Source organism: Microcystis sp. LE19-131.1A (assembly GCF_027532015.1).
GTDB lineage: Bacteria > Cyanobacteriota > Cyanobacteriia > Cyanobacteriales > Microcystaceae > Microcystis > Microcystis ichthyoblabe_A.
In genome coordinates, this window is record NZ_JAPZSS010000015.1 from 66553 (window position 1) to 88992 (window position 22440).

Sequence of the window (22440 nt, forward strand, 5' to 3'; positions counted from 1 at the left end):
GTGCCATAATACATGAAAAATTTTTAACGCTGTCACTGTATGTGCATACTGGACAAATATTCTGTACATTATGGACATATTCGACAATTTTCGTCAGAATAAATGGACAAGGTTATTTTATCTCGTTTTTGTAACACTTTGTAACACCTTTGCAGTGATTGTAAAATGCCAAAACAGTTAGAAAAGAAAAAAACAACTGAATTAGAACATAGAGCAATTGAGTTGTCTCGCTCGGGTTCACCCGGTGGCGCAGAGGAGGAGTGGAGCTATTTCACTAGCCCTCCGCCCAAAAGCCTTCAGCCCAAACTCGAGCCGAGGGACACTCAGCGAGTCCGATTGTCCACAGGTTTGCTGGTTGAATTTGAACTTGTAGATAAGTATCAATCGAAATTTACTCAAGCATTCAAATTCAAATATCGCCTCCGATACCAAGGTATCCCTTTATACGGCTCCTCGATCATTGTTGATTTAGACGAAGACAATAAATTTTTGTTTGCAAACTCGTCTGAAGTTGCTCAAGATGAAGCTGTAAAAAAAGGATTTCCTGACAAAAATCCGCAAGTTACTGAAAAAGATCTAAAAGATTCGATAAGCAAATATTGTCTTGAGAAGGGTGAGTCTATTTCCCCAGAAGCCCTAAAGGATTGTGATATTAATCCCGAGCTTTACTATTATTTCAAACACTTTTCTAATGGCTCCAGTCACAAGCTAGGTGAATGGAGACTTGTTTATGTTACGAATATTAAAGTTATGGCTCCAACCAGTGGCGAAAAATCTGTTGGAACATCACTGGAATTAACTGATTATGTGATAGATGCCCACACAGGTCAGATAATACTCGAACTCTCAAATTTGAGAACCTTCTGCTAAAAGGGTTCTGTCCATAACCTACTGCCAAACTGTCTATCGTTTGGAGATATTTACCAAAATATCCCTAACTGTTGGGCTGGTTTTGGTAAACTTTTTTGACATTATTCAAATATAATCCACTTTTTGACGGGAAATACACGGGTATTTTATCCATCTTCTTTCTGTAGTTTTGACTTGCTTAAATTTTAGCAATTTTACTGTAGAGAGCAACGGTGCTTAGTGAAATCAGTAGAAAAGTGGTTTATGTACAGATTGTGCGTAAATAATCGACTGTTTTGCGTACCATATTGTACATAATCGACTTTTTAACTATGATTAGTTACTTAAGCGCTGACTGGAACTTATGAATTTATCGGGGGCAAAAACTTATGGTCTGCACAGAATGCAATGACGCACCATCTAATGGTAACTGTGGGCTTTCACGAACTTATAATTCGAGAGATAACGATTATTTCTCTGAGATCAATCGCGCTAATCACCGATTAGTAGATGATCTTTGTCGCGATTTTTGCCAAGAAGCTCGTGATAATGTTGAAACCGTTGCCCAGTTTATCAAAGGTAACTTCAGCAGACCACTAGATAAATATGAAGCTATCATTAATTTTGATGTCCCTGCCTTATGGTATGCAAAACCGGCCTCATCTGGACAAGGAGAAATTAAACGGGCTTTATTTGGACAAAGAGAAATTAATGGTATAATGCGTTCTTATGGAACCGATATCACAGTAGTAGCTCATGAATTTTGTCATGGTTTAATTAAGTCTCCGCCAAAAAATCCACTTGCAGAATCTTTTTGTGACATATTTGCGGTTTTAGTGCGTAACTATCATAGGGATAATCCTTATTATTGGAATAATCCTCATAATTGGCTGTGGGATGTGGGAGAAAACTTTCAAGAAGGAACTGGATCCCTGAGACGATTAGATACATTACTTTCTTTAAGGTTTACAGATGCAGGGTCTGTCTATGGACAAATTGATTGGAATACGGCCAAGAATTATTACGAACTTTCCTTGATTCATAGTCATGCTTTTTATCGATTGATGACAATTCATAACACTGTCATCAATGGACAGCCTCTTTTTAATGGCGAATTTGCTCTTAAGCTATTCGGTGCTGTTCTAGAAGATATTTCCACGCTCGATAGGTTCCCTAAGAGTTTCTCTGAGAGTCGTAGAGTATTTGAAGAAAAAGCCCAAGTATTACTAAGAGCCTCTCCCCACACAAACCACCAATTAGACGCTATTTCTCAAGCATTTATTGATGTAGGAATTGAGTAAATAAGTAGGGAGGCACAATTATTTGTAGGATGGGTTAGCGGTAGCGTAACCCATGCGGGCGTTGGGTTTCATACTTCAACCCAACCTACGTTCATCTTATATTTAATTCCACCCACCTACTTATTAGCCAACTAAATTGACTATTAAGCAATCGCTTGGCACTTTTTTAATGTCAGTTTTAAAAAGCCATCTAACTAAGGGATTACCATTTTGTTCCAAACGGGCAGTCAAATTTAACTTAGTCCTCACCAATTGCATATTATTAGGGACTTTGACAATCATGTGCATAAATTTACTTCCTTGAACTCCTTTTCCCTGTGCTTTTCGATATTCCCAATCAGCCTTATATTCCCCAACTCCTGTCGCTATAATTGTTGGTTGTAATTCGGGGTATTCTAGGGCAAAATCCGTTCCTCCTAAACTTGCCTGAGCTTCCTTAAACTTAATATTGGGGGACAGACTAACTTTACAGTTACGCTTGATTTCCTGATTGATTTCTAACGGATATAGATCAAAAGCAATAGCCCGGTTTTGTTGATTATCGGGCAGTAAATCAACAGAAAATTTAGCTTGAGTAATTTGAAATTTATCTTCTCCACTATTACGAAGAGAACAGGCAAAACGGACTAAAAAAAACTCTGCCTCATTCTGTTTTACCTCTAACCAAGAGGGAATTGCACCAGAATAAAGTTCAGCTAATGGCCAAACTTCTGGTTGTCCGATGCTAACAATTGGTACATAGCTGGGCCGTGAGGGAGGTGAGATAAATCTAAAATTTTCTTCCGCAATTTGTTCGTTGTCCAATTCTAGTGGCCCTTGCCAAATAATATGCTGAATTGTTTCAGGAGTAGATAATAACATATCAATTCAATCCGTGAAGTTGTTCAATGATCAACAGTATATCGCCAAAATAGAGAAAATAAACCCAATCCTTTGGCGAGAAAATAGGATTGAGTTAACAGGATCAAAAATGGGATAGGTTAAAAACACATCCCACGGTTTCGATTAAGTCAGAACTACTGACGAATTTGTACCGGCATCACCAAATAGGTCATCTTTAAACCTCCCAAGGGGGTAAAAATAACCGGTTGGGTACTAGCATTTAACTGCATTTGGATATCATTATTGGGTAAAGCCTTCAAACCGTCCATCAAATATTTAACATTAAAGGCAATATCGCCACTTTCTCCCTGAATTTCCGCCGCCATGGACTCTTTGGCACTACCTAAATCGGGAGATTCCACCGCTAGGGATAAACGGTCATTTTCGCTATCGAGGCTAAACTTGACTAAGTTATTCTTTTGGTCCGATAAAACCGCCACTAATTCCAAACAACGGATTAATTGTTTGCGGTCTAAAACCAAAGAACGCTCGAAGGATTTAGGAATTAACTGATTATAAGTGGGATAGGCCCCTTCTAACTTACGACTGGTTAACCTCTGTTCCCCCATTTCAAAGATGACTTGAGAATCATCCACATGCAGAGTAATAGTCTCGATATTTTGTTTTGTTGACATCATTCTTTCCAATTCTCGCAGGGCCCGGGCCGGAATGGTGACATTAAAGCCACCAGAGGCACTTTCTACCTCCTCTAGGGGAGTTTGTACCACCGCTAAACGATGACCGTCTGTAGCGGCAAATTCTAGACAATCGACGGTTTTAGTTAAATGCACCCCCGTCAACACCTGTTTAGTTTCATCGCCACTAGCGGCAAACAATGCACCTTTTAGTCCCTCTGTCAAGGCAACTACAGGTAAATTAACAATTTCCCCATCGGCCACCGTGGGCAATTCTGGGAACTCATCGGCTTTCATACCGCGAATTTGGAACTGTGCCGAGGCAGTTTTTAGAAAAGCGAGACTATGCTCCTCATCATTCTTGTTTTCTTCCACAGAGATAGTGATTTCCCCCTCTCCCAAACGAGAGACAATATCGTTAAGCAATTTTGCCGGCAGGGTAATTTTGCCCCCTTCCACCACCTCGGCCCGAAAACTGGTGCGAATCCCTAAACTCAAATCAAAAGCAGTCAGGCTAATTTCGCCCTTTTCCTCATCGGCACAAAAGAGAACATTTCCCAACACCGGATGGGTAGGACGACTGGCAACGGCCCGACTAACTAGGGATAAATTGCTGTTGAGTTCGCTTTGACTACTGGTAAATTTCATAGCAGGAATAGTTTTTTTGTACGCTAAAAAATAATAGCAAGAATTCCCCTGTGGAAAATCTGTGGAAAACCAGAGCTTTTTTCGATCGCTCTTTCCGGGCTAAAATCTATCAATAGCAATAACTTCGGCCATTGCTAGGTTTTTACTGCAATTCTGAAAAGATTGTGGAAAAATTGTCAACAGTGAAATTTTTGCCCTTTCTCAGCCAATTACATCAGCTGTTAACCATCAAGCTACAAGTCAAGAATAGCGAGACTTTAGCCGACCAGCGCCTTTCTTAGCGAAAAAATTGCGTTAAATGTAGGCCGGTGATCTTTAAAATGGAACAAGCAGCAGGAAGTTAACAAAACAAAACTCTGGGCATTCCCCGGAATCGATAGACTCAAATAGACAAGGAGACAGGATTGGTTAGCACATCTTCGTATCAAACAACAAAATCGAAAGAAATCTTTACAGCCGCTCAAAAATTAATGCCGGGGGGTGTAAGTTCCCCCGTGCGGGCCTTTAAATCCGTCGGTGGTCAACCCATCGTTTTTGAAGGCGTCAAAGGGGCCTATATTCGCGACGTGGACGGTAACGAATACATCGACTATGTGGGAACTTGGGGGCCGGCTATCTGTGGTCATGCCCATCCCGAAGTGATTGCCGCCCTACACCAGGCCTTAGACAAAGGGACCAGTTTTGGCGCTCCCTGTGTCCAGGAAAATATTCTCGCTGAAATGGTGATTGATGCCGTTCCCAGCATTGAAATGGTGCGTTTTGTCAATTCCGGCACCGAAGCCTGTATGTCCGTCCTGCGCTTAATGCGGGCTTTTACCGGCCGGGATAAAATCATCAAATTCGAGGGCTGTTACCACGGTCATGCCGATATGTTCCTGGTTAAAGCCGGCTCTGGTGTAGCCACCCTGGGTTTACCCGACTCGCCGGGGGTTCCCAAAACCACCACTAACAACACTTTAACCGCCCCCTACAATGACCTGGAAGCGGTAAAAGCCCTCTTTGTCGAAAATCCCGACTCGATTGCCGGGGTGATTTTAGAACCAGTGGTGGGTAATGCCGGCTTTATCGTGCCGGATGCTGGCTTTTTAGAAGGATTGCGGGAATTAACTAAGGAATACGGAGCCTTGTTAATGTTTGATGAGGTAATGACCGGATTTCGCATCGCCTACGGTGGCGCTCAGGAAAAATTCGGCATCACCCCCGATTTAACCACCCTGGGCAAAGTTATCGGCGGTGGGCTGCCAGTGGGGGCCTACGGTGGTCGGGCCGATATTATGGCGATGGTGGCTCCGGCCGGCCCGATGTACCAAGCGGGAACCTTATCCGGCAACCCTTTGGCCATGACAGCAGGAATTAAAACCCTCGAGTTACTCCAGCGCCCCGGCACCTACCAATATCTCGATAAAGTGACCAAATCCTTAACTGAAGGGCTGCTGAAAGTGGCCAGAGATGCTGGTCATAGCGTTTCTGGAGGTTATATTAGCGCCATGTTCGGAATGTTTTTCACCGGCTCCCCCGTGCATAACTATGAAGATGCCAAAAAGGCCGATGTGGCTAAATTCGGTCGTTTTCACCGGGGAATGTTAGAAAGAGGCGTTTATCTAGCTCCTTCCCAGTTTGAAGCTGGTTTTACTTCCTTAGCTCACACAGAGGCCGATATCGAACGGACTTTGGCCGCCGCTAAGGAGGTTTTAGCAAGTTTATAGTTAATGCCGCTTCGACTGGGAAAATCGATTGATAGAGTCCCAAGTATTGATGAGTTGACATCTCCCCGCTTGCAAAAGACGGGGATTATTATCGGTGAGATCGAGTGCAGTTTTAACCTTGCTCGATCTCGGTAACAATCTATTTTAGAAGGCCTGTCTAGTAGGTTTTCTGACTGCTATTTTTCAATTTTATTGGTGAGAGTTCCCACCACATCAATACCGAGGGTTTGATGGACACTGGCGAGGAATTGATTGACGATTTCGGGATAGACTTTGATCAGGGCAGCCAGGGATTTACCATCACCATTATCAACGATATTAACTCGCTCGAGGTGTAATCGTTTAGGAATTTTAATCGCCTCCTCCAGGATAGTTTCTAACTGTTGAATCAAGAAAATTGCTTCTGCTTCGCTGCCGGTGTTTTGCCAGACTTCTGCAAATAATTCGTTAACCAAGGCTTCAGCTTTGGCATTTTCTTCAAAAATTGCCGCTTCTCCTCTAGCGCGGAAAGTTTCAGCTTCCTGCTGCGCTTCTGCGGGTAAAACTTGATCTGCTTGGAGACGTAATCTTTCCAATTCTGCCCTAACCTGTTGCAATTTTTCCTCAACTATAGCACGTTTTTCCTTAGCGGCAGCAATAGTTATTTCTTCTTCCGATTTTGCCTGTTGTTCCAGTTTTGCTTTTAACTTTCTCAACTCGTTTTCTTGCTCTAAAATGATAATTTGATCGCGGGTTTTAGCCACGGTTGCCTGTTCCTCACATTCCGCAACTATTTGTTCAGCTTCATTGAGGGCATTTGATTCAGCAATTTCAGCATCACGCATGACTAAAGCGATTCTTTCCCGTCCGAGGGAGTTAAGATAATCCACGTCATCGGCAACATTTTGAATTTTGAGAGTATCAATTTCTAAACCGAGTTTAAACAGATCTTGACTGACGTTACTGGTAATACTTTCGGCAAATTTTAGGCGATCTTCGTTCACTTGTTCGGGGGTCATTGTTGCGACTACACCCCGCAAGTTTCCTTCTAAAGTTTCCTTAGCTACGCGAATAATTTCTTCTCGATCTCGATCTAAAAAACGTTCGATCGCATTGCCGACTATTTCAGGTTTAGAACTAACTTTCACGTTAGCAATTGCCACTATATTCAGGGGAATATTGCCCTTAGAATAGGCATTTTTAATCTCAATTCTGATCGGGGTTGTGGTGACATCCATGCGTTTAACGGTTTCTAAAATTGGAATACGAATCGCCCGACCCCCCGATACCACTCGATACCCCACATCCTGTCTATCTTTTGATTTGCGTTTCATCCCACTCAGAATTACCACTTCATTGGGTTTACAAATACACAGAAAAGAATTGATAAACCAAACCGCACCGATCCCCAGAAATATAAATAAAGCGACGGGAACACTATTCAATAATAAATTGCCAGCACTGTTGTTATTATTGTTGTCGTATTGGTTGGGATTAATTTGGATGAGATAGGAATTATTTTGACTATTCATAGTTAGTTACCCTTTGGTTTAGAAGAAATTAGAAATCGCCCCTGATATACTTTTCCGCAATGACTAAAACTTTATTATCCTGGAAATTGAGGATAAATGCTTGATCCCCGACATTAAATTGTTCTTCCCCTTCCGTTATCGCTACTATATCGATCAGACTATCTCCGACATTAACTCGTACTTTCCCCTTGCTATTTTTGTCGAAGGGGATTTGAACAACTCCAATTAAACCGATGAGAGAGTGATGATCGACAATACTATTTACCTGTTGGTTGCAGCGTCTTAACTTGACTAAAATTAGGAGTAGAATAGCCAAACTAATACCTACCCCTAAAGAAATTAAAACGATTGTGAGCAGTTGAGCATTCATAAGTTTAGTTATTTACCGTTATAGTTGCCCCCAATCTAATTACCGTTAACTAATTCGAGACTTCGGCCATTTCAATCACGCGATCAGCATTATCTTTGACCAAAAAATTTAAAGGTTTATTGCGACGAACTTTATACTTTAAGCGTCGTGATTCCACCCGCATCAGAATTTGTTCTAAACAATCGTGATCAAAACAAACGTGACGATGACGATCCTTATAACCTGCGGTTGCTCCAGCAACGATGTGCAGTTGGGTATTTTTCTTCAACTGATACCATAAACCCTGGGGTTGATCTCCCAAAGAAGGGTTGGCAGTAGTCACAGCCGGATTACTAGACATATAAAATGGGTCAATCATATTATTGCCCATCGTCTGCTCATAATTGTAATAGTAATGGAGGGGGACATCGGCGGTGGGTAAATTTAAAAGTCCTTCATAAAATTGTCGGGCTGTCTCCAAATCTGTCACCATGATTGTATGAACTTTTGGGGCGCTAGTTAGAAACATCCACATGGCTAAGGCATAAGCGGCCAGAAGCATAACCATAATCCCCTGGGTGGACAGGAGAGTATCAAGGGGTAGAAAAGCGCCGAAGAAAAGATGATTTATCAACACTGATGTGATCCTATTGTCTAAGAATTTCTATCATTCCCTAATTATAATCACGACGCTGAAACTTAAGTTAACAGGGTGGGGAGTGACCAAGTTCCGTACATTTGTATTAAAATGCTCCCCCTGGGATGAATAAATGATGAGATGATGACATTGGCTACGGAAATATGAGGAATGAGCAGAGATGAAAGCGTATATTGGAAATAGAGCCGTCCCTAGAAAGTGAGCTACTGTTATGAATTCTTTTGCGCTTCCCGTCTTTCTGCAATCAGGTTTAACCCTACTGGCATTTTTAGTGCTGATTATCCTGATGGCTTAAATCTTAATCCGTCTGTGACTTCGATCGAGTAGGAGCCGATCGACAGCTCAGACTAGATTTTGATAGACAGTTAGCATCTGTTCAGCGATCGCTGACCAACTATATTGATTTAAGACTAAATCCCTGGCATTTTTCCCCCTTTGTTGGCGAATTTCAGGATCAGTGATAGCCGTTGCCAAAGTATTAGTTAAATCCTCAAGCTGACAAGCTGTCACCCATCCCGCAGCCGCTGCTGCCACCGCAGGATGCAGATCCACCCGGTCTGAGATCACCACAGGAATTCCGGCGGCCATAGCTTCGGCAACCGCAATGCCAAAATTTTCATAGTAGGAAGGTAAAACAAATAAATCGGCCCTAGCGAGGAGGCTATTTTTGACTTCTCCGGTGACAAATCCGGTAATTGTCGTATTTTTGCCCAATATTGACCGCTCGATCTGATTTTTAATCTGATTTTCGTACTCCCGGTCCTGGGGATTGCTTCCTGCTAAGACAAAATGAAAATCTAGACCATTTTCTAACAACCTTTCTAAACTGGGCAGCAATAAATCTAGACCTTTTTTCGGATCAAGACGGGACATATAGAGGATGATCGGTTTATTTTCGGGAAGATCAAAACCCTTTACTGGTAAAGCTTGTGGGTTAAAAAAATCTACCCCTAGGGGGATGACAATATCCTTAGTTTTTATATTAAATCTTTTGGCAGTTTGACACTCCTGCTGACTGGTAAAATGAATTGCCGCCGCCGCCGCTAAATTGGGTTTTTCCAGAAAATTGGCATATATTTGTTTAAGTTGCCGTTTTTTTTGCAAATCTGCCGGATCGAGGGTGCCTAGGGGACGGAGAATATAGGGCAGTTGATGATAACGAGCGATCGAAGCTGATATACTGCTCACCGGGGAGAATAAAGCATGAATGTGAGCGATATCGTAATCTTTTGCCCTATTAGCCAACCAAGTAAACAGATCAAGGGAAAATTTATAGCGCCGAAAGGGAGAACAGGGAAAATAATAGATTTGATAGCCATTTTGACTAACAGAGACCCCCAAAGGCACATCTAGGGGTGCTTGTCCCGTGTCACCATTGGAATCGGTGGTAATAATAGTCACATCTTGGCCCAGTTGGGCCAGGGCTGCTGACAAACCAAGTACCATTTGACTAGGGCCACCGTAAACAAGGGAAATCGAAGGAACAAGCTGAAGAATTTTCATCTCTTTGGTGCAAAGGTCAAGACTTGTTAAAATCGATCAAGCCGTTCGCTCAAATTTACCACTTCTGTGGCTCTCATTTATGGTAATCGACTTTCTGCCCTTCACTATCAATATTTCTCCGGCCTTTATTGCTGGTAGCTGTCTCTGGTCTTTAGCATTATATTTGGGGTTAGCTGGGGTACGAAATTGGTTTATAGAAATTTTCTATCGCTGGTTTAATTTTGCCGAGCGTTTCCTCTATACTTCCCTAGAGGAGTTTGAAAAAACTCGCGTCGCCAGGGAATCCCAAAATGCTTTTTATGCCTCTATCTTTAGTATTATTCCCTTTCTCATTCTCGGCGGTTTCTCCGATTGGTTAATTGAGATTAGTTTAGGAAAAAGTTGGCCGATTAGTGTCGGTATTCTCGCCTGTGTTGCCTCCGGTGTCTATGAATTAGGAAGACAGGATGGCAGCGGCAATCAGTAAATTAAGCTGTTAACCATCTCAATTATTACTTAGGACTGCACGGGAGTGGCAAGTTAGTAGATTTTAACCCCTGACTAGCGCTCAATCTTTTCCTTCCAGACGATTTTTATGTTTATTAAGAGTCTTTTGTAGTAAATTCAAAACCTCATTGGCAATCTCAATAACTTGATGAGTTCCAAAACCGGCCTGAGTTAATTCTTTAAAAAAAGCCTTAGCGACAATTTTGGCTAATTTCGGGGGATAAGGATGGACAGCGATCGAATGTTCGGACTGAATTTCTGCTATTTCTCTAGTCACTGCCATGGCCACAAAACGAGATTTTAATATCCCTTGCAAATGAAAAATTTGCAGGGATTGGGCAGCCTGTTGAGCGAATAACTGCAAGATTTCTAAATCTAATGGTTCAAAATGTTTTTTGTCTAGGGGAAAACTGAGATTAATTACTCCAATTATCTGCTGATTGAGGATAATCGGTGCGGCTATAAAACTATTATTATTTGATCTTTTTGGATAACTGGCTGCACTGGCAAATGATGATCGAGTTATATCCTTAATTAGTAAAGGTTTCCCTGTGGCCGCTACATTGTCGGCAATAGCTTGATCAAGTTTAATTATTTCTTGATCAGCTAAAGGTGATAGCTCATCATAATGGGCAAAAACTTCTAGATAATCGGTAATTTCCCCTTTTAATTCCTGTGGAGAGCTTAACAGGATTAAACAGCGCCGCGCTCGCAATTGATGAGCGCTCATACTAGCTATTTTCCGAAAAATATCTTCGAGATTTTCCTCAACATTCAAGACAAGAGCCAGAGCCGTTAATTTGGGGTTAAAATTATCCATGTATTCAATCATTTATTCAGTCCGAGTTTAGGCTTTTAGGGTAAGGGTGACATTCCCCATCTCCCTGTTTATCTGAGTCTATAGCGTGCCATAGCATCTGATCGAGGGGCTTTTTTACTCGCTAACTGATCTATTGTAGATGTAGCCAAAACTTCTGTCTGTCTCTTGTTTTTTGTCTTCCCTCTAGCTACTCTGAGATCTAGTAGGTCAGAGGAGTTTAACCTGACTGGAGTGAAAGATGGTGCGTTTTCTCTGGGCAATTTTGGCCGGTGTGGGGATGGGGTTAACAGTAGCGCCAGTTTCTTGGTGGTTACTCGCTTGGATTTCTCTCGTCCCCCTGTGGATTATTGTGAGATTAGGGGAAAAATCCCTAAAAAAACAGCTTTTATACGGTTTTGGTTGGGGTTTTGCCTACCATGGCCTCGCTTTATTCTGGATCACGGGGATTCACCCGATGACGTGGATGGGTGTCCCCTGGTTAGCGAGTTTGTTAATTGCTCTGTTTTGTTGGTTGTTTATCACTTTTTGGGGAACTGCGATCGTGCTAACTTGGACGTTAGTTATGTTTTATGTCAACAAAAGTGTTAATCAGTCATCTTTTCGCGATGCTCTCCTACGGGTTTTCATCGGCACTGCCCTCTGGTGTGGGTTAGAATCTCTCTGGAGTCAATCCCCTCTCTGGTGGACTACCCTTGCTTATAGTCAAAGTCCCCATAATTTATTGATTCTGCAATTGGGCAAATTATCGGGTTTTACGACGGTAACGGCGGCAATTGTGGCAGTTAATGGTTTAATTGCCGAAAGCTTGCTCCTAATCCGTCAATCGCGGCAAAATCTCGCTTTTCTCTCTTTACCCCTCCTCATTTGTTTTAGCCTCCATCTCTGGGGATGGAACACATACCATAAACCGCTCGAAAAGTCAAGGGATTTAGGGATAAAAATTGGCGTAATTCAGGGCAATATTCCCAACACGATTAAACTTTCGCCCCTAGGATTTCAAAAGGCACTCGAAGGTTACACCTCTGGTTATCAAATTCTCGCCGATCAAGGAGTAGATGCCGTCTTAACTCCTGAAACCGCCTTACCCTACTATTGGGAGAACTTAGTCAATAATAGCTCGATTTATTCGGCAATTTTAGCCAAAAAAACGCCGATCTGGTTGGGTGCATTCGGCAAGGTGGACAAGGGTTATAACAATAGTCTCTTGACCATTGATGGCGAGGGACAGGTGATTAGTCGGTATGATAAAGTAATTCTCGTGCCTTTAGGCGAATACGTTCCTTTTCAGGAAATTTTGGGCGGAATTGTTGATCGCCTTTCTCCCTTGCAAGCGCACTTAATCCCGGGAGATCCCGATCAAATTATTAACAGTCCTTTCGGTAAAATAATTGTGGGCATTTGTTACGAATCAGCTTTTTCCGAACATTTTCGCCGTCAAACTGCTAGGGGAGGCGAATTTATTATTACTGCTTCTAATAACGCCCATTATAGCCACGCCATGCCCGCTCAACACCATGCTCAGGATACCATGCGAGCGATCGAAACCGATCGATGGATGGCCCGGGCCACCAATACAGGTTATTCTGCTTTTGTCGATCCCCACGGTAATCACCTTTGGCTATCGGATTTGGATAAATATCAAATTCATAGCGAAACAATTTATCGACGGGATACGAGGACTTTATATGTGCGCTGGGGAGATTGGTTAACTAAAGTTTTAATTATTACTGCCGGACTAGCTTGGCTCTGGAGAGCTTGGGATTAAGGTGAAAGTGCTATACTTTTTCGTGAATAAACTGTATAAATAACCTAAGTTTTTGCTGCAATGAAAGAGCAATTTGTCAAGTGGTTGAATAGAATCTTAATATTTGATGTGTTTTTAGTGATAGCGGGTTTTCTCTGGTTTGCCGTGGCTGTTATCGGTGAATCCACGGGAATTCCTCTAGGATTTAAACTTTTTCAGCGTCTTTGGCTGCCCCTATTCAATCCTGCTATTAGTATTTTAATTGCGGGGGCGATTTTAAGCTGGGCAATTAATAAAATACAAGAACGCTTGTCCCCTAAATAGGGTTTGCTTAATTCAGTTATCAGTTATCAGTTATCAGTTATCAGTTCACTGTTTACTGAAAAAACTCCCCTACTTCCCCGCTCTCCTATAGTTTTTAAAGTCGTCTTTGCCAAGCAACAACTAATTTAATTTCCTCATAACTATAATTATCTCCCAGATTTTCTTTGAGAGTTTTCAGGGATTGATCACCCACTTTTTTAATTGCTAAACGAATATATTCCTGTTTATTCTTAGGAACTAACTGATTAATATCAATTTCGTAACCAGCTTCCAGCAATTTAGCTAAATGTTCATAGATGGTTGAGACTTTTAAGCTTCTTTTGCGAGCGATTTCTTCCGCGTTCAAACCATCTTGATAGTATTGGAGAGTGAGGAATTGAGTAGAGGGAAGACTATCCTGACAAAAATCATTAATTGCCGCTATAAATATATCCCCATACTGTTGAACTTTGCTTTGTACTACTCCAGAAATTTGACGAAACTGCTCTAAACTCCGGGGTTTTGATTGGGCCATTAAACGCAGACTAGAATCATGGAAAATAACGTAGGGAGGAACTCCTTGACTATCGGCAATTTTTTTCCGCAGTTGCCGCAAGCGCTCGAATAATAAATCACTTTCCACCATATTGGGATTGTCGTCTCCCAAGATTGGACCGTTAGCTTTTTGGGGGACGGCAATAAACACGGAACGCTGTTTCCGCATCACTTCCCAACTGTGTTGATTAAGTTTCAAGATTCTAAAATTGTCTTCTGTTTCTACCAGTAGATTTTGCTGGACAAGGGAACGACTTAAACGTTTCCACTCCCCGATAGTTTTATCCTTACCGATGCCATAAGTGGATAATAAATGATGTTGATATTGGGTGATTCTTTCACCTTTTCCTCCTCTCAGTACGTTGATTATGTGCATCATACCGAATTTCTGTCCCGTCCGGGCCACACAGGATAAAAATTTTTGTGCTTCGATCGTCCAATCCTCAGAATTGTTCCCATTCCGACAGTTATCACAGTTACCACAGTTACCCGAAAAACTCTCTCCAAAGTAGCCTAGTACAATCGATCTTCTACATTCAGTCCCTTCAGCATAATCTAACACCTGTCGCAATTGTTGACGAGCTTTCTGTTGTTCATTTTGCTCGGTTTTTTGGTTAATAAAATACTCAATTTTTCTAGCATCGGCAAAGCTAAAAAAGAGGGTACATTTAGCCGGTTCTCCGTCCCTACCCGCACGGCCTGATTCTTGATAATATCCCTCTAAATTGCGGGGTAAATCATAATGAACGACAAAGCGCACATCCGGTTTATTAATCCCCATACCGAAGGCAATTGTCGCCACCATAATCTGCACATCATCCCGAATAAAACGGGTTTGATTTTCGCTTCTTTCCTGATCGTTCATACCTGCGTGATAGGGTAGGGCATTAATACCATCTTTTTGTAACTGTTCGGCAACTTGATCGACGGTTTTACGGCTGATACAATAAACAATGCCAGATCCTTTTTGTCCTTTAATATATTGATACAATTGCTGATAAGATTTACTGGTTTTAGATCGAACTTCATAATAAAGATTAGGACGATTAAAACTAGCAATATGAATGGAAGTATCTCGCAATCCTAATTGTTGAATAATATCTTCTCTAACCTGTTGGGTAGCGGTGGCAGTTAAAGCCAGAATTGGTGCAGAGGGAAAGCGTTGACGGACTTGTTTAATTTGTCGATATTCAGGGCGAAAATCATGACCCCAATCGGAGACACAGTGAGCTTCATCCACCGCTAAACAGGCTAAACCGAGGTAATTATCAATAACAGCTAAAAAGTCTAAAAAACTAGGCGATAATAATCTTTCTGGGGCAACATATAACAGTTTAATTTTTCCTTGCAGGATTAAAGATTCTCTGTCTCTGACTTGTTTCGCGTTCAAAGTGCTATTGAGAAATGTTGCCCCGATGCCATTATCAGCTAAAGCAGTTACCTGATCCTGCATTAAAGCAATTAGGGGAGAAACCACCACCGTCACCCCTTTTTTAATTAAAGCAGGTAGCTGAAAACAGAGAGATTTACCGCCTCCGGTGGGCATAATTACTAATAAATCCTGATCATTTAAAGCAGCCTCAATTATTTGGCGTTGATTCGGTCGAAATTGATCGTAGCCAAAGTGATATTTTAAGACTTTTTCTAAAGAGTCAATTGCAGCCATTGAGCAAGGGGAAAAATATTTTTATAGTAGTTATTTTAGGGTTAGGGATTTAAGTAGTCAGTGATCGGTAATCGGTAAAAAGAAAGCCGGTAGCCAAAACAACTAACCTTAAGATTGTCTCACCTGATCGGGAACACCCACAAAGGAGAGATTAGCTAATTTTTTCAGATTTTGACAGCGCAATAACTCATTAAAATTGAGACTCGATCGCCCCTCAATTTCAGCTATAGTCTCAATAGCCGATAATAAACTTTTAGCGGCCTCGGTTTCCGTGTAACCGCGTCTAACGGCCACTTTTAGGGCTGCCTCATCCGCGTCTAATTCCCGTTGGGGGCTGCGTTTTTCCCGCCAAATCCGGTTAATTGCCAAGGCGGTTAAACCCCCCGCCACTGCCATCCCGACGGCATCGGTTTGTAGGGTTTCCACGGTTAAACCGATCATACCAGCCAGAGCAATTACTCGATCGAGATCGGGTTTAAACCATTTTACTGCCGTTAAAACACAGACAGCCCTTAACAAGACTAAATCCCGTTGGGATCTTGATAATTGCCGCCAGAGGTCAAAATTAATTGGAATCGGTCTGACCCCTCTTTGCCAGGGTAGGGGAAAATTAGTTTCGATTACCTTGCTGCTTTCGGGTTTGCTGACAATGCGCGTCATCATCCGTCCCGAAGCAGGCATGAGGTCTAGTAAATGACTAATCTCGTTGTCTTGGTTCATCGATCGCCGGTCAATAGTCTTCGATCATTGAGTATAATCGCTTTCTGAGCTAATATCTCTTTTCCGACAATTTTCTCAACAAAACCGCGTGAGTCCCTACCGTTCGGCTTTGAGGGATTCGATGCCCCGAAAATCGCCAATAAATTCCTGCATCTTCCTCAAAATCCTCATGTTTTGATTATTATTGAGGGGATGAAACCAGTCCAGTCCTGACCGGATCTTGCCAACTCCAGGTAAAACCCGAACCGGTGGCCGCTATCGAGGCGACACTGAAGGCGTTTGCGGAAGCTTGGGAGTAGGTTAACGGGACGGTGAAGCCGAACCTGATGAACGAACTGGCGATACAGTCGCTACTTTCTACGTTCTGAAAATTAGTTAACTGACCAGATGAAAATAATCGGTAAAACCCCATACCTTCAGCAAACCCTAATTAAAGAAATACTCAAATCCTGATAAAAATCCTCTTGTTTTAATTCCACTTTTGATTGAGAAGCCAGTAAAAGTAAAGCCCAAAAAATCGCCACCTTTTCCTGTGTTGCCGAGTGACTAGAGGGCTTTTCTGCTTGCCATAAATCTAATAAATACTCAAACTCTATCTCCTTTTTCTCTAATTGAAAAAACTTTCTCTGCAAAAAAAAGTCCAGTTCCGCTGCCAATTCTGTCAGGTTTTCTTGGTGGGCCAATTCCGTGATAATTTGTACCGCTTCCCGTCGGGATTGGGGCCGGGGTTTCGGGACAACTACAGGCAGTTTCGGTAAAGCTTCAATCTCTAGGGCAATCTGTTGTAATTGAGTGATTAACTCCTGTAAAGTTACCCGTCTTTTTCGCGGTGGTGGGGCAGCAGTACGACGGCGAATATGATTTTCTAGATAACGGGGTAAAGTTCTTAATTCCCGTTCTAACTCGCTAATTTCCTCATCAATCAGACTTTCTTCTTGCTGGTCAAAAGACAATCTTTCTAGGGTATCAGCCTTAAATAAAACTAACATAGAAGCCCATAAAAAAGCCTGTCCCGATTGGGGTAAATTAGCTTGGGCCATGGCTAAATCTAGATCATTTAATAACCCCAATTCTGCCAAAAAGCGATCGATCACATCAATAACCTGCACATCCCAGGGGTCAATTTCTCCCTGTTCCGCCATTTCTAAAAGAGAGGCGATCGCATCACTGGCCGAGGTGATAGTCATGATTGTAGAATCTTGTAGGATCTCAAAGGATAAAATTTAGCAAGCAAAACCATGGACATATCGATCGCTGACCTGCGTTTGGACTACAATCTTGAAGAATTGCTAGAGTCCGAAACATCTGCCGATCCTTTCATTGTATTTAAACAATGGCTAGAACGGGCAGTATCTTCGGGAAGATTAGAACCCAACGCTATGACTTTAGCCACTATTTCCCCGGAGGGCAAACCCCGGGCCCGCATGGTACTGTTAAAAGACTTCGATCCTCGCGGTTTTGTTCTCTTTACCAACTACCAAAGCGCCAAAGGACAGGAATTAATCGCTAATCCCAATGCGGCCCTAGTGTTTTGGTGGGGAGAATTGCAACGGCAAATTAGGATCGAGGGAACTGTAGAAAAAATCAGCGAGGAGGAATCGGATAATTACTTTTTTGTCCGTCCCTGGGAATCTCGTTTAGGGGCCTGGGCCTCCAATCAAAGTGAGGTGATTTCTGGGCGAGATATCCTCGAAAAACGCCTAGCAGAACTAAAAGAAGAATATGCTGGTCGTGAAGTTCCCCGTCCTCCTCATTGGGGAGGTTTTCGACTAATGCCTAGTTTAATCGAGTTCTGGCAAGGTCGCCCCAGTCGTCTCCACGATCGTCTCTGTTATTATCGTCAAGAAGATGGCAATTGGCAAAGGCAACGTTTAGCCCCTTAGTTTGATCTTGACACCTTGTATTGGCAAAATAGCTCGATACTAATTCAATTTGTCATTTTAGTCTTGAGATAATATTAGGTCGATGTCTTTTCCCAACCCGCGCTTCCCTTAGCGATCGGGTTGGGCTATTATGTCATTTGAGAAAGGCAATCCCTCAGCCCTAAAGTTTCAGAAAAACGATAGAATTGAAAGGGTTTTGGTTTGCATCCTTCAAAAATAACTAGAGAATTAATATGGCCATGGATAATGTTGGACTTCGAGAAACCTTAGAAGCATTGCGGGTTGAACTGAGTAAATCTATTTTAGCCGCTGAGGGTGAGCAGATTCGCTTTGAAGTGGGTGAAATTGAATTAGAGGTTCAATTTGTGGTTGAGCAGTCGAAAGAAGGCAAAGGTGGGCTGAAATTTTGGGTAGTAGAAATGGGTGGGGGTGCCACCAATAAAGATACGATAACCCATAGAATTAAAATTCCCCTTAAACCCATTGGGAAAGATGGAGGACCTATCAAGACAGCAAGTGATGATATTCCCGATTAGAATTTTATACCCCTAGGGACGCAATGCTTGCCCCCAAAGCAGTTAATTTGTAGGATGGGTTAGCGAAGCGTAACCCATCGCCATCCCAGAAGAATAGGTTACATCAATCCGATAAGTTATGCCCCAATTCCAACCCGATCGCGCTTTAGAAATTGTTGCCCCTAAATACGGCACTGCCTATCGAATTGGGGGACGTTTACTCTTGACTTGTCGGCATCTATTTGATAATAGTAACGACTGTAAAGTACGATTTAGATCAGCATCAAACTATTCTGATAAGCAAGACATAGACGCTAAAGTAATTTGGAAAGCCCCCGATAATATAGATATAGCTTTAGTAGAATTACCAGAAAATATCGAAACTTGTGATCCTGTAGGTTTTGGGGTGTTACCTGATGCGAGTAGCACCCAAAAAGTTAAATTTGACTGTTTGGGCTTTCCTCTATTTTTACGGTATTCTGAAGATGATAAAAACTACGCCACAGGGTTACATATTGAGGGAACTATTAATGTGGCTAATCGTGTTCCTCATAACCGGTTGTTATTAAATATTAAAGATAGTCCAGATATTCAACCAACAGATAAACAGTTAGAAAGATTAGCAGAAAATCAATCTCCTTGGGAGGGAACATCGGGATCAGCAATTGTTTGTTATGGGTTAGTGATTGGGGTACAATCTAGACATCCGATTAGAGATCGTCCAGCATCTTTAGAGGCTGAATCTTTGGCTAGGGTTTATGACAATCCCGAATGGCGTGAGATATTAGAAAACCATGATATTGATCCTGAACCTAAACCCGTTATTTCAGTTAATCTTAATACTCGTTCCTATCGCAATCAAGCCCCTCCTAAACCGAGTTATTTTGTGGAACGTCCAGAGGTTAGTATTAAATTAAAGGAACTTTTGTTATCAGAAGAAACGGCTAAGACAGGGACATTAGTTATTAGTGCGATTTATGGATTAGGAGGTATTGGTAAATCGACTTTAGCGGCGGCTTTGGCACAGGAGAAAGACGTTCAAGCTTATTTTCCTGATGGGATTTTCTGGGCAACTTTAGGACAACAACCAGATATTTTATCCTTTCTTCATGGCTGGATTCAAGCTTTAGGAGATTATGATTTTAAGCCGACGGGTGTTGATGCGGCATCTTTACAATTAAGGACTTTATTAGCAGATAAAAAAGCCTTATTAGTAGTAGATGATCTGTGGAATGTAGGAGATATTGAACCTTTTCAAATAGCAGGAAATAACTGTAAGTTATTAGTTACCACTAGGGAAGTTCCCGTTAAAGGAGCAACTCCTTATAATTTGGATGTGATGACGGAATCTCAATCCTTAGCCTTATTAAGAGGCTATTTAGGGAGTGAATTAACAGCAAAAGAACAAGAACAAGCTAAAAATTTAGCGAAAACTGTGGGATATTTACCCTTAGCCTTGGAGTTGGGAGCAGCACAAGTTAAAGATGGGATTACTTGGGATGAGTTACTAGAAGATTTACAGGCAGAAATCGCTTATTTAGAAATATTAGATCGAGCCGATGCAGAAGATACCCCCCATGAGGAAAAGCGAAAACATTATAGTTTAATTGCCTCTTTTAATCTCAGTTTAAAGCGGTTAAATGGGCAAAGATTGAGACAATTTAGCTGGTTAGGGGTGTTACCGGATGATGTTACCATTACCGAAAAGATGGCGGCGACTTTATGGGATTGTCAGGTTAAAGAAGCTAGGGAAACTTTAAGATATTTACGCGGTAAGGCTTTATTATTAACAGGGGTTTCCAGTGAACAAATTACTAATTATCGGGTGCATGATTTGTTACATGATTTAGCCCGAAATCTGCTGCAAGCGTCTTCTCATCCTCAAGCAGATTATCAATTGCCGGGGTTAGGGTTATCAATAACTGAGGCACATCAACAGCTTTTAAGTCGGTATCAAAGACAGACTAAAAATGGTTTATGGCACAGTTTAGAGGATGATGGCTACATTTATAATCATTTGCTCTGGCATTTGGAAAAGGCGCAACAGATAGCCCAGATTCATCTATTACTGAGGGAAGAAACCGCAGAAGGTCATAATGGCTGGTATAGTCAGTGTGAAAAGGAAGGGAAAACTGCTGTTTTTATCAAGGATATTGCTAGGGCGTGGCAGTTGGCGGAGGAGCATTTTAGCGAGAACAAGAGTGAGTTTATGGGGTTACAGGTTCGTTATGCTTTGATTACGACTTCTCTTAATAGTTTGGCGGGCAATATTCCAGCAGAATTAATGGCTTTACTGATTCAGCATGAAATCTGGACACCAGCGCAGGGATTAGCTTATGTGAGGCAAAATCAAGATGATGGGAAGCGAGCAGAAAGATTAAAGGCAATTAGTCCCCATCTTCCCTCTACTTTATTACCCGAAGCCTTGGCTACGGCTAGAGAGATTGGGCATGAATACTACCGTGCAAAGGCATTGACAGGGTTAGCTCCCTATTTACCTGAAAATCTCTTACCCGAAGCCTTAGCTACAGCTAGAGAGATTGGGGATGAATCCGACCGTGCAGAGGCATTGACAGGGTTAGCTCCCCATTTACCTGAAATCTTACCCGAAGCCTTAGCTACAGCTAGAGAGATTGGGGATGAATCCGACCGTGCAAAGGCATTACAAGCATTGACTAAGGTTTTAACCCCTGCCAATGTTGACCTATCCTTCTGGGAAAAAACCTTTTATGCTTTGGGTACTCTCACTCGTCCTCATTTCCTCGAAACTATTCCCAACTTAGTCCCTTTAATCCTTCATTTTGGGGGAGTGGTCGCCCTCAGAGAAGTCCATCAAGCAATTAGAGAAGTCAGCCGCTGGTGGAAGTGATTGCCCTGTCAATAATTGCTATAATAGCTAAAATGGTCATAATGGCTAGTTTCTATAAAGGTTAGTTATGAAAACATTAGGAGCCTCAGAAGCAAAAAATCGCTTTGGCGAACTGTTAGACTTGGCTCGAAGAGAACCAGTAAAGATAGCAAAAAAGGGACGTAATGTTGCAGTCGTGCTGTCAATCGAGGAATTTGAGAGATTTTCCGAGTTAGAAAATCAACTTTTGGCTTTACAGGCAGAAAAAGCTCATCAAGAAGGTTTTATCGGAACAACAGAAAGTGAGGCTTTACTGTCAGAAATTTTAAATGCTTAAGATTAACCTATCTCGACAGGCAACTAAACGCTTAAAAAAACTGCCAGATAAACACGCCAAACAAGTAGCCACAAAAATAACCGAACTGAGAACAAATCCCTATCCCCAAGATTCTCTAAAGTTAAAAGGATACTCTTATCATAGAGCCGATATTGGTGAATATCGAATCGTTTATCGTGTTGAGGAGCAAACACTAGAAATCTTGCTGATTGACAAACGAAACGATGATGAAATTTATAAACAACTAAAGAGAACAATATAGAGAATCTTAATTATCAACCATCAATTAATTAGCGATATTATTCCTGCTAAAATCAAGAAAAACAAATTATTTTTAAACACTCATGAGCATTAATGTAACATTTCCCGAAGAACTTCTCACTGGAGTTTAGACTAACTCAACCTGCAACCAAACTGCACAGTTTGGTCTAATGATAAGAAGACTACAGGGAGTCAAAAAAAGGAGATAATGGGATAAAATTGTCAAATAATCAAAAAACTTGAATCAATCTACTCAGAAA

General features: G+C 41.8%; 21 protein-coding genes. 11 read left to right on the plus strand and 10 right to left on the minus strand.

The genetic code is table 11. From position 1 onward, the window contains the following. The first annotated feature begins 165 nt into the window (after window positions 1–165). Window positions 166–870 (plus strand): hypothetical protein, encoded by a 705-nt coding sequence (locus O9323_RS01550; RefSeq protein WP_288124591.1) that lies wholly within the window; start codon window positions 166–168, stop codon window positions 868–870. A 368-nt stretch (window positions 871–1238) separates the two neighbouring features. Beyond that, on the plus strand, window positions 1239–2150 hold the full coding sequence (locus O9323_RS01555; RefSeq protein WP_288124592.1) for a gluzincin family metallopeptidase: 912 nt from the start codon (window positions 1239–1241) through the stop codon (window positions 2148–2150). Window positions 2151–2273: 123 nt separating this feature from the next. Here O9323_RS01555 and O9323_RS01560 read toward each other — a convergent pair whose 3' ends face one another. Together O9323_RS01560 and dnaN are read right to left on the minus strand one after the other, a co-directional pair. Beyond that, window positions 2274–3011 (minus strand): hypothetical protein, encoded by a 738-nt coding sequence (locus O9323_RS01560; protein ID WP_288124593.1) that lies wholly within the window; start codon window positions 3009–3011, stop codon window positions 2274–2276. A 155-nt stretch (window positions 3012–3166) separates the two neighbouring features. Continuing rightward, complete coding sequence (dnaN, locus tag O9323_RS01565) at window positions 3167–4315, minus strand: DNA polymerase III subunit beta (RefSeq protein WP_287672559.1); 1149 nt, start codon at window positions 4313–4315, stop codon at window positions 3167–3169. Between the two features lie 404 nt (window positions 4316–4719). Here dnaN and hemL point away from each other — a divergent pair, with 404 nt between their 5' ends. Then, window positions 4720–6021 carry a glutamate-1-semialdehyde 2,1-aminomutase gene (gene hemL / locus O9323_RS01570; RefSeq protein ID WP_024971045.1) on the plus strand — a complete coding sequence of 434 codons (1302 nt, stop codon included), beginning with the start codon at window positions 4720–4722 and terminating at the stop codon, window positions 6019–6021. A 176-nt stretch (window positions 6022–6197) separates the two neighbouring features. Here the strand turns inward: hemL and O9323_RS01575 are convergent, their stop codons facing one another. From O9323_RS01575 to hpsP, 4 genes are all read right to left on the minus strand, one after another. Further along, window positions 6198–7532 (minus strand): flotillin family protein, encoded by a 1335-nt coding sequence (locus O9323_RS01575; RefSeq protein ID WP_002740234.1) that lies wholly within the window; start codon window positions 7530–7532, stop codon window positions 6198–6200. A 28-nt stretch (window positions 7533–7560) separates the two neighbouring features. Further along, window positions 7561–7902, minus strand: coding sequence for a hypothetical protein (locus O9323_RS01580; protein ID WP_002739659.1), 342 nt, complete (start codon window positions 7900–7902; stop codon window positions 7561–7563). 49 nt (window positions 7903–7951) lie between these two features. Continuing rightward, window positions 7952–8518 carry a hypothetical protein gene (locus tag O9323_RS01585; RefSeq protein WP_002784990.1) on the minus strand — a complete coding sequence of 189 codons (567 nt, stop codon included), beginning with the start codon at window positions 8516–8518 and terminating at the stop codon, window positions 7952–7954. Window positions 8519–8881: 363 nt separating this feature from the next. After that, entirely contained in the window at window positions 8882–10042 is a 1161-nt protein-coding gene (gene hpsP / locus O9323_RS01590; protein ID WP_288124594.1) for a hormogonium polysaccharide biosynthesis glycosyltransferase HpsP, read from the minus strand. A 79-nt stretch (window positions 10043–10121) separates the two neighbouring features. Here hpsP and O9323_RS01595 point away from each other — a divergent pair, with 79 nt between their 5' ends. Next, window positions 10122–10508 (plus strand): hypothetical protein, encoded by a 387-nt coding sequence (locus O9323_RS01595; protein ID WP_002739650.1) that lies wholly within the window; start codon window positions 10122–10124, stop codon window positions 10506–10508. Window positions 10509–10589: 81 nt separating this feature from the next. Here O9323_RS01595 and O9323_RS01600 read toward each other — a convergent pair whose 3' ends face one another. After that, a complete protein-coding gene (locus tag O9323_RS01600) occupies window positions 10590–11348 on the minus strand; it encodes a GAF domain-containing protein (protein ID WP_043998257.1) in 759 nt (252 codons plus the stop codon). Between the two features lie 238 nt (window positions 11349–11586). Between O9323_RS01600 and lnt the strand changes: the two genes are divergently transcribed. Both lnt and O9323_RS01610 read left to right on the plus strand, forming a co-directional pair. Continuing rightward, on the plus strand, window positions 11587–13113 hold the full coding sequence (gene lnt / locus O9323_RS01605) for an apolipoprotein N-acyltransferase (RefSeq protein WP_002749986.1): 1527 nt from the start codon (window positions 11587–11589) through the stop codon (window positions 13111–13113). A gap of 60 nt (window positions 13114–13173) precedes the next feature. Next, on the plus strand, window positions 13174–13416 hold the full coding sequence (locus tag O9323_RS01610) for a DUF8620 family protein (protein WP_002740130.1): 243 nt from the start codon (window positions 13174–13176) through the stop codon (window positions 13414–13416). Window positions 13417–13510: 94 nt separating this feature from the next. Here the strand turns inward: O9323_RS01610 and recQ are convergent, their stop codons facing one another. From recQ to O9323_RS01625, 3 genes are all read right to left on the minus strand, one after another. After that, window positions 13511–15616 carry a DNA helicase RecQ gene (recQ, locus tag O9323_RS01615; protein WP_288124595.1) on the minus strand — a complete coding sequence of 702 codons (2106 nt, stop codon included), beginning with the start codon at window positions 15614–15616 and terminating at the stop codon, window positions 13511–13513. A gap of 108 nt (window positions 15617–15724) precedes the next feature. Further along, a complete protein-coding gene (locus tag O9323_RS01620; RefSeq protein WP_002748267.1) occupies window positions 15725–16336 on the minus strand; it encodes a DUF3318 domain-containing protein in 612 nt (203 codons plus the stop codon). A 416-nt stretch (window positions 16337–16752) separates the two neighbouring features. Continuing rightward, window positions 16753–17523, minus strand: coding sequence for a segregation/condensation protein A (locus O9323_RS01625; protein ID WP_288124596.1), 771 nt, complete (start codon window positions 17521–17523; stop codon window positions 16753–16755). Between the two features lie 51 nt (window positions 17524–17574). Here O9323_RS01625 and pdxH point away from each other — a divergent pair, with 51 nt between their 5' ends. From pdxH to O9323_RS01650, 5 genes are all read left to right on the plus strand, one after another. After that, window positions 17575–18219 (plus strand): pyridoxamine 5'-phosphate oxidase, encoded by a 645-nt coding sequence (gene pdxH / locus O9323_RS01630; protein WP_288124597.1) that lies wholly within the window; start codon window positions 17575–17577, stop codon window positions 18217–18219. 233 nt (window positions 18220–18452) lie between these two features. Further along, window positions 18453–18755, plus strand: coding sequence for a trypco2 family protein (locus O9323_RS01635; RefSeq protein WP_288124598.1), 303 nt, complete (start codon window positions 18453–18455; stop codon window positions 18753–18755). A 118-nt stretch (window positions 18756–18873) separates the two neighbouring features. Further along, entirely contained in the window at window positions 18874–21603 is a 2730-nt protein-coding gene (locus tag O9323_RS01640; protein WP_288124599.1) for an NB-ARC domain-containing protein, read from the plus strand. A gap of 67 nt (window positions 21604–21670) precedes the next feature. Next, window positions 21671–21919, plus strand: coding sequence for a type II toxin-antitoxin system Phd/YefM family antitoxin (locus O9323_RS01645; RefSeq protein ID WP_002739617.1), 249 nt, complete (start codon window positions 21671–21673; stop codon window positions 21917–21919). After that, window positions 21912–22181: a type II toxin-antitoxin system RelE family toxin gene (locus O9323_RS01650; protein ID WP_002739840.1), complete on the plus strand. Its 270-nt coding sequence runs from the start codon at window positions 21912–21914 to the stop codon at window positions 22179–22181. Before O9323_RS01645 ends, O9323_RS01650 begins: the two co-directional genes overlap by 8 nt. The last annotated feature ends 259 nt before the right edge of the window (window positions 22182–22440 follow it).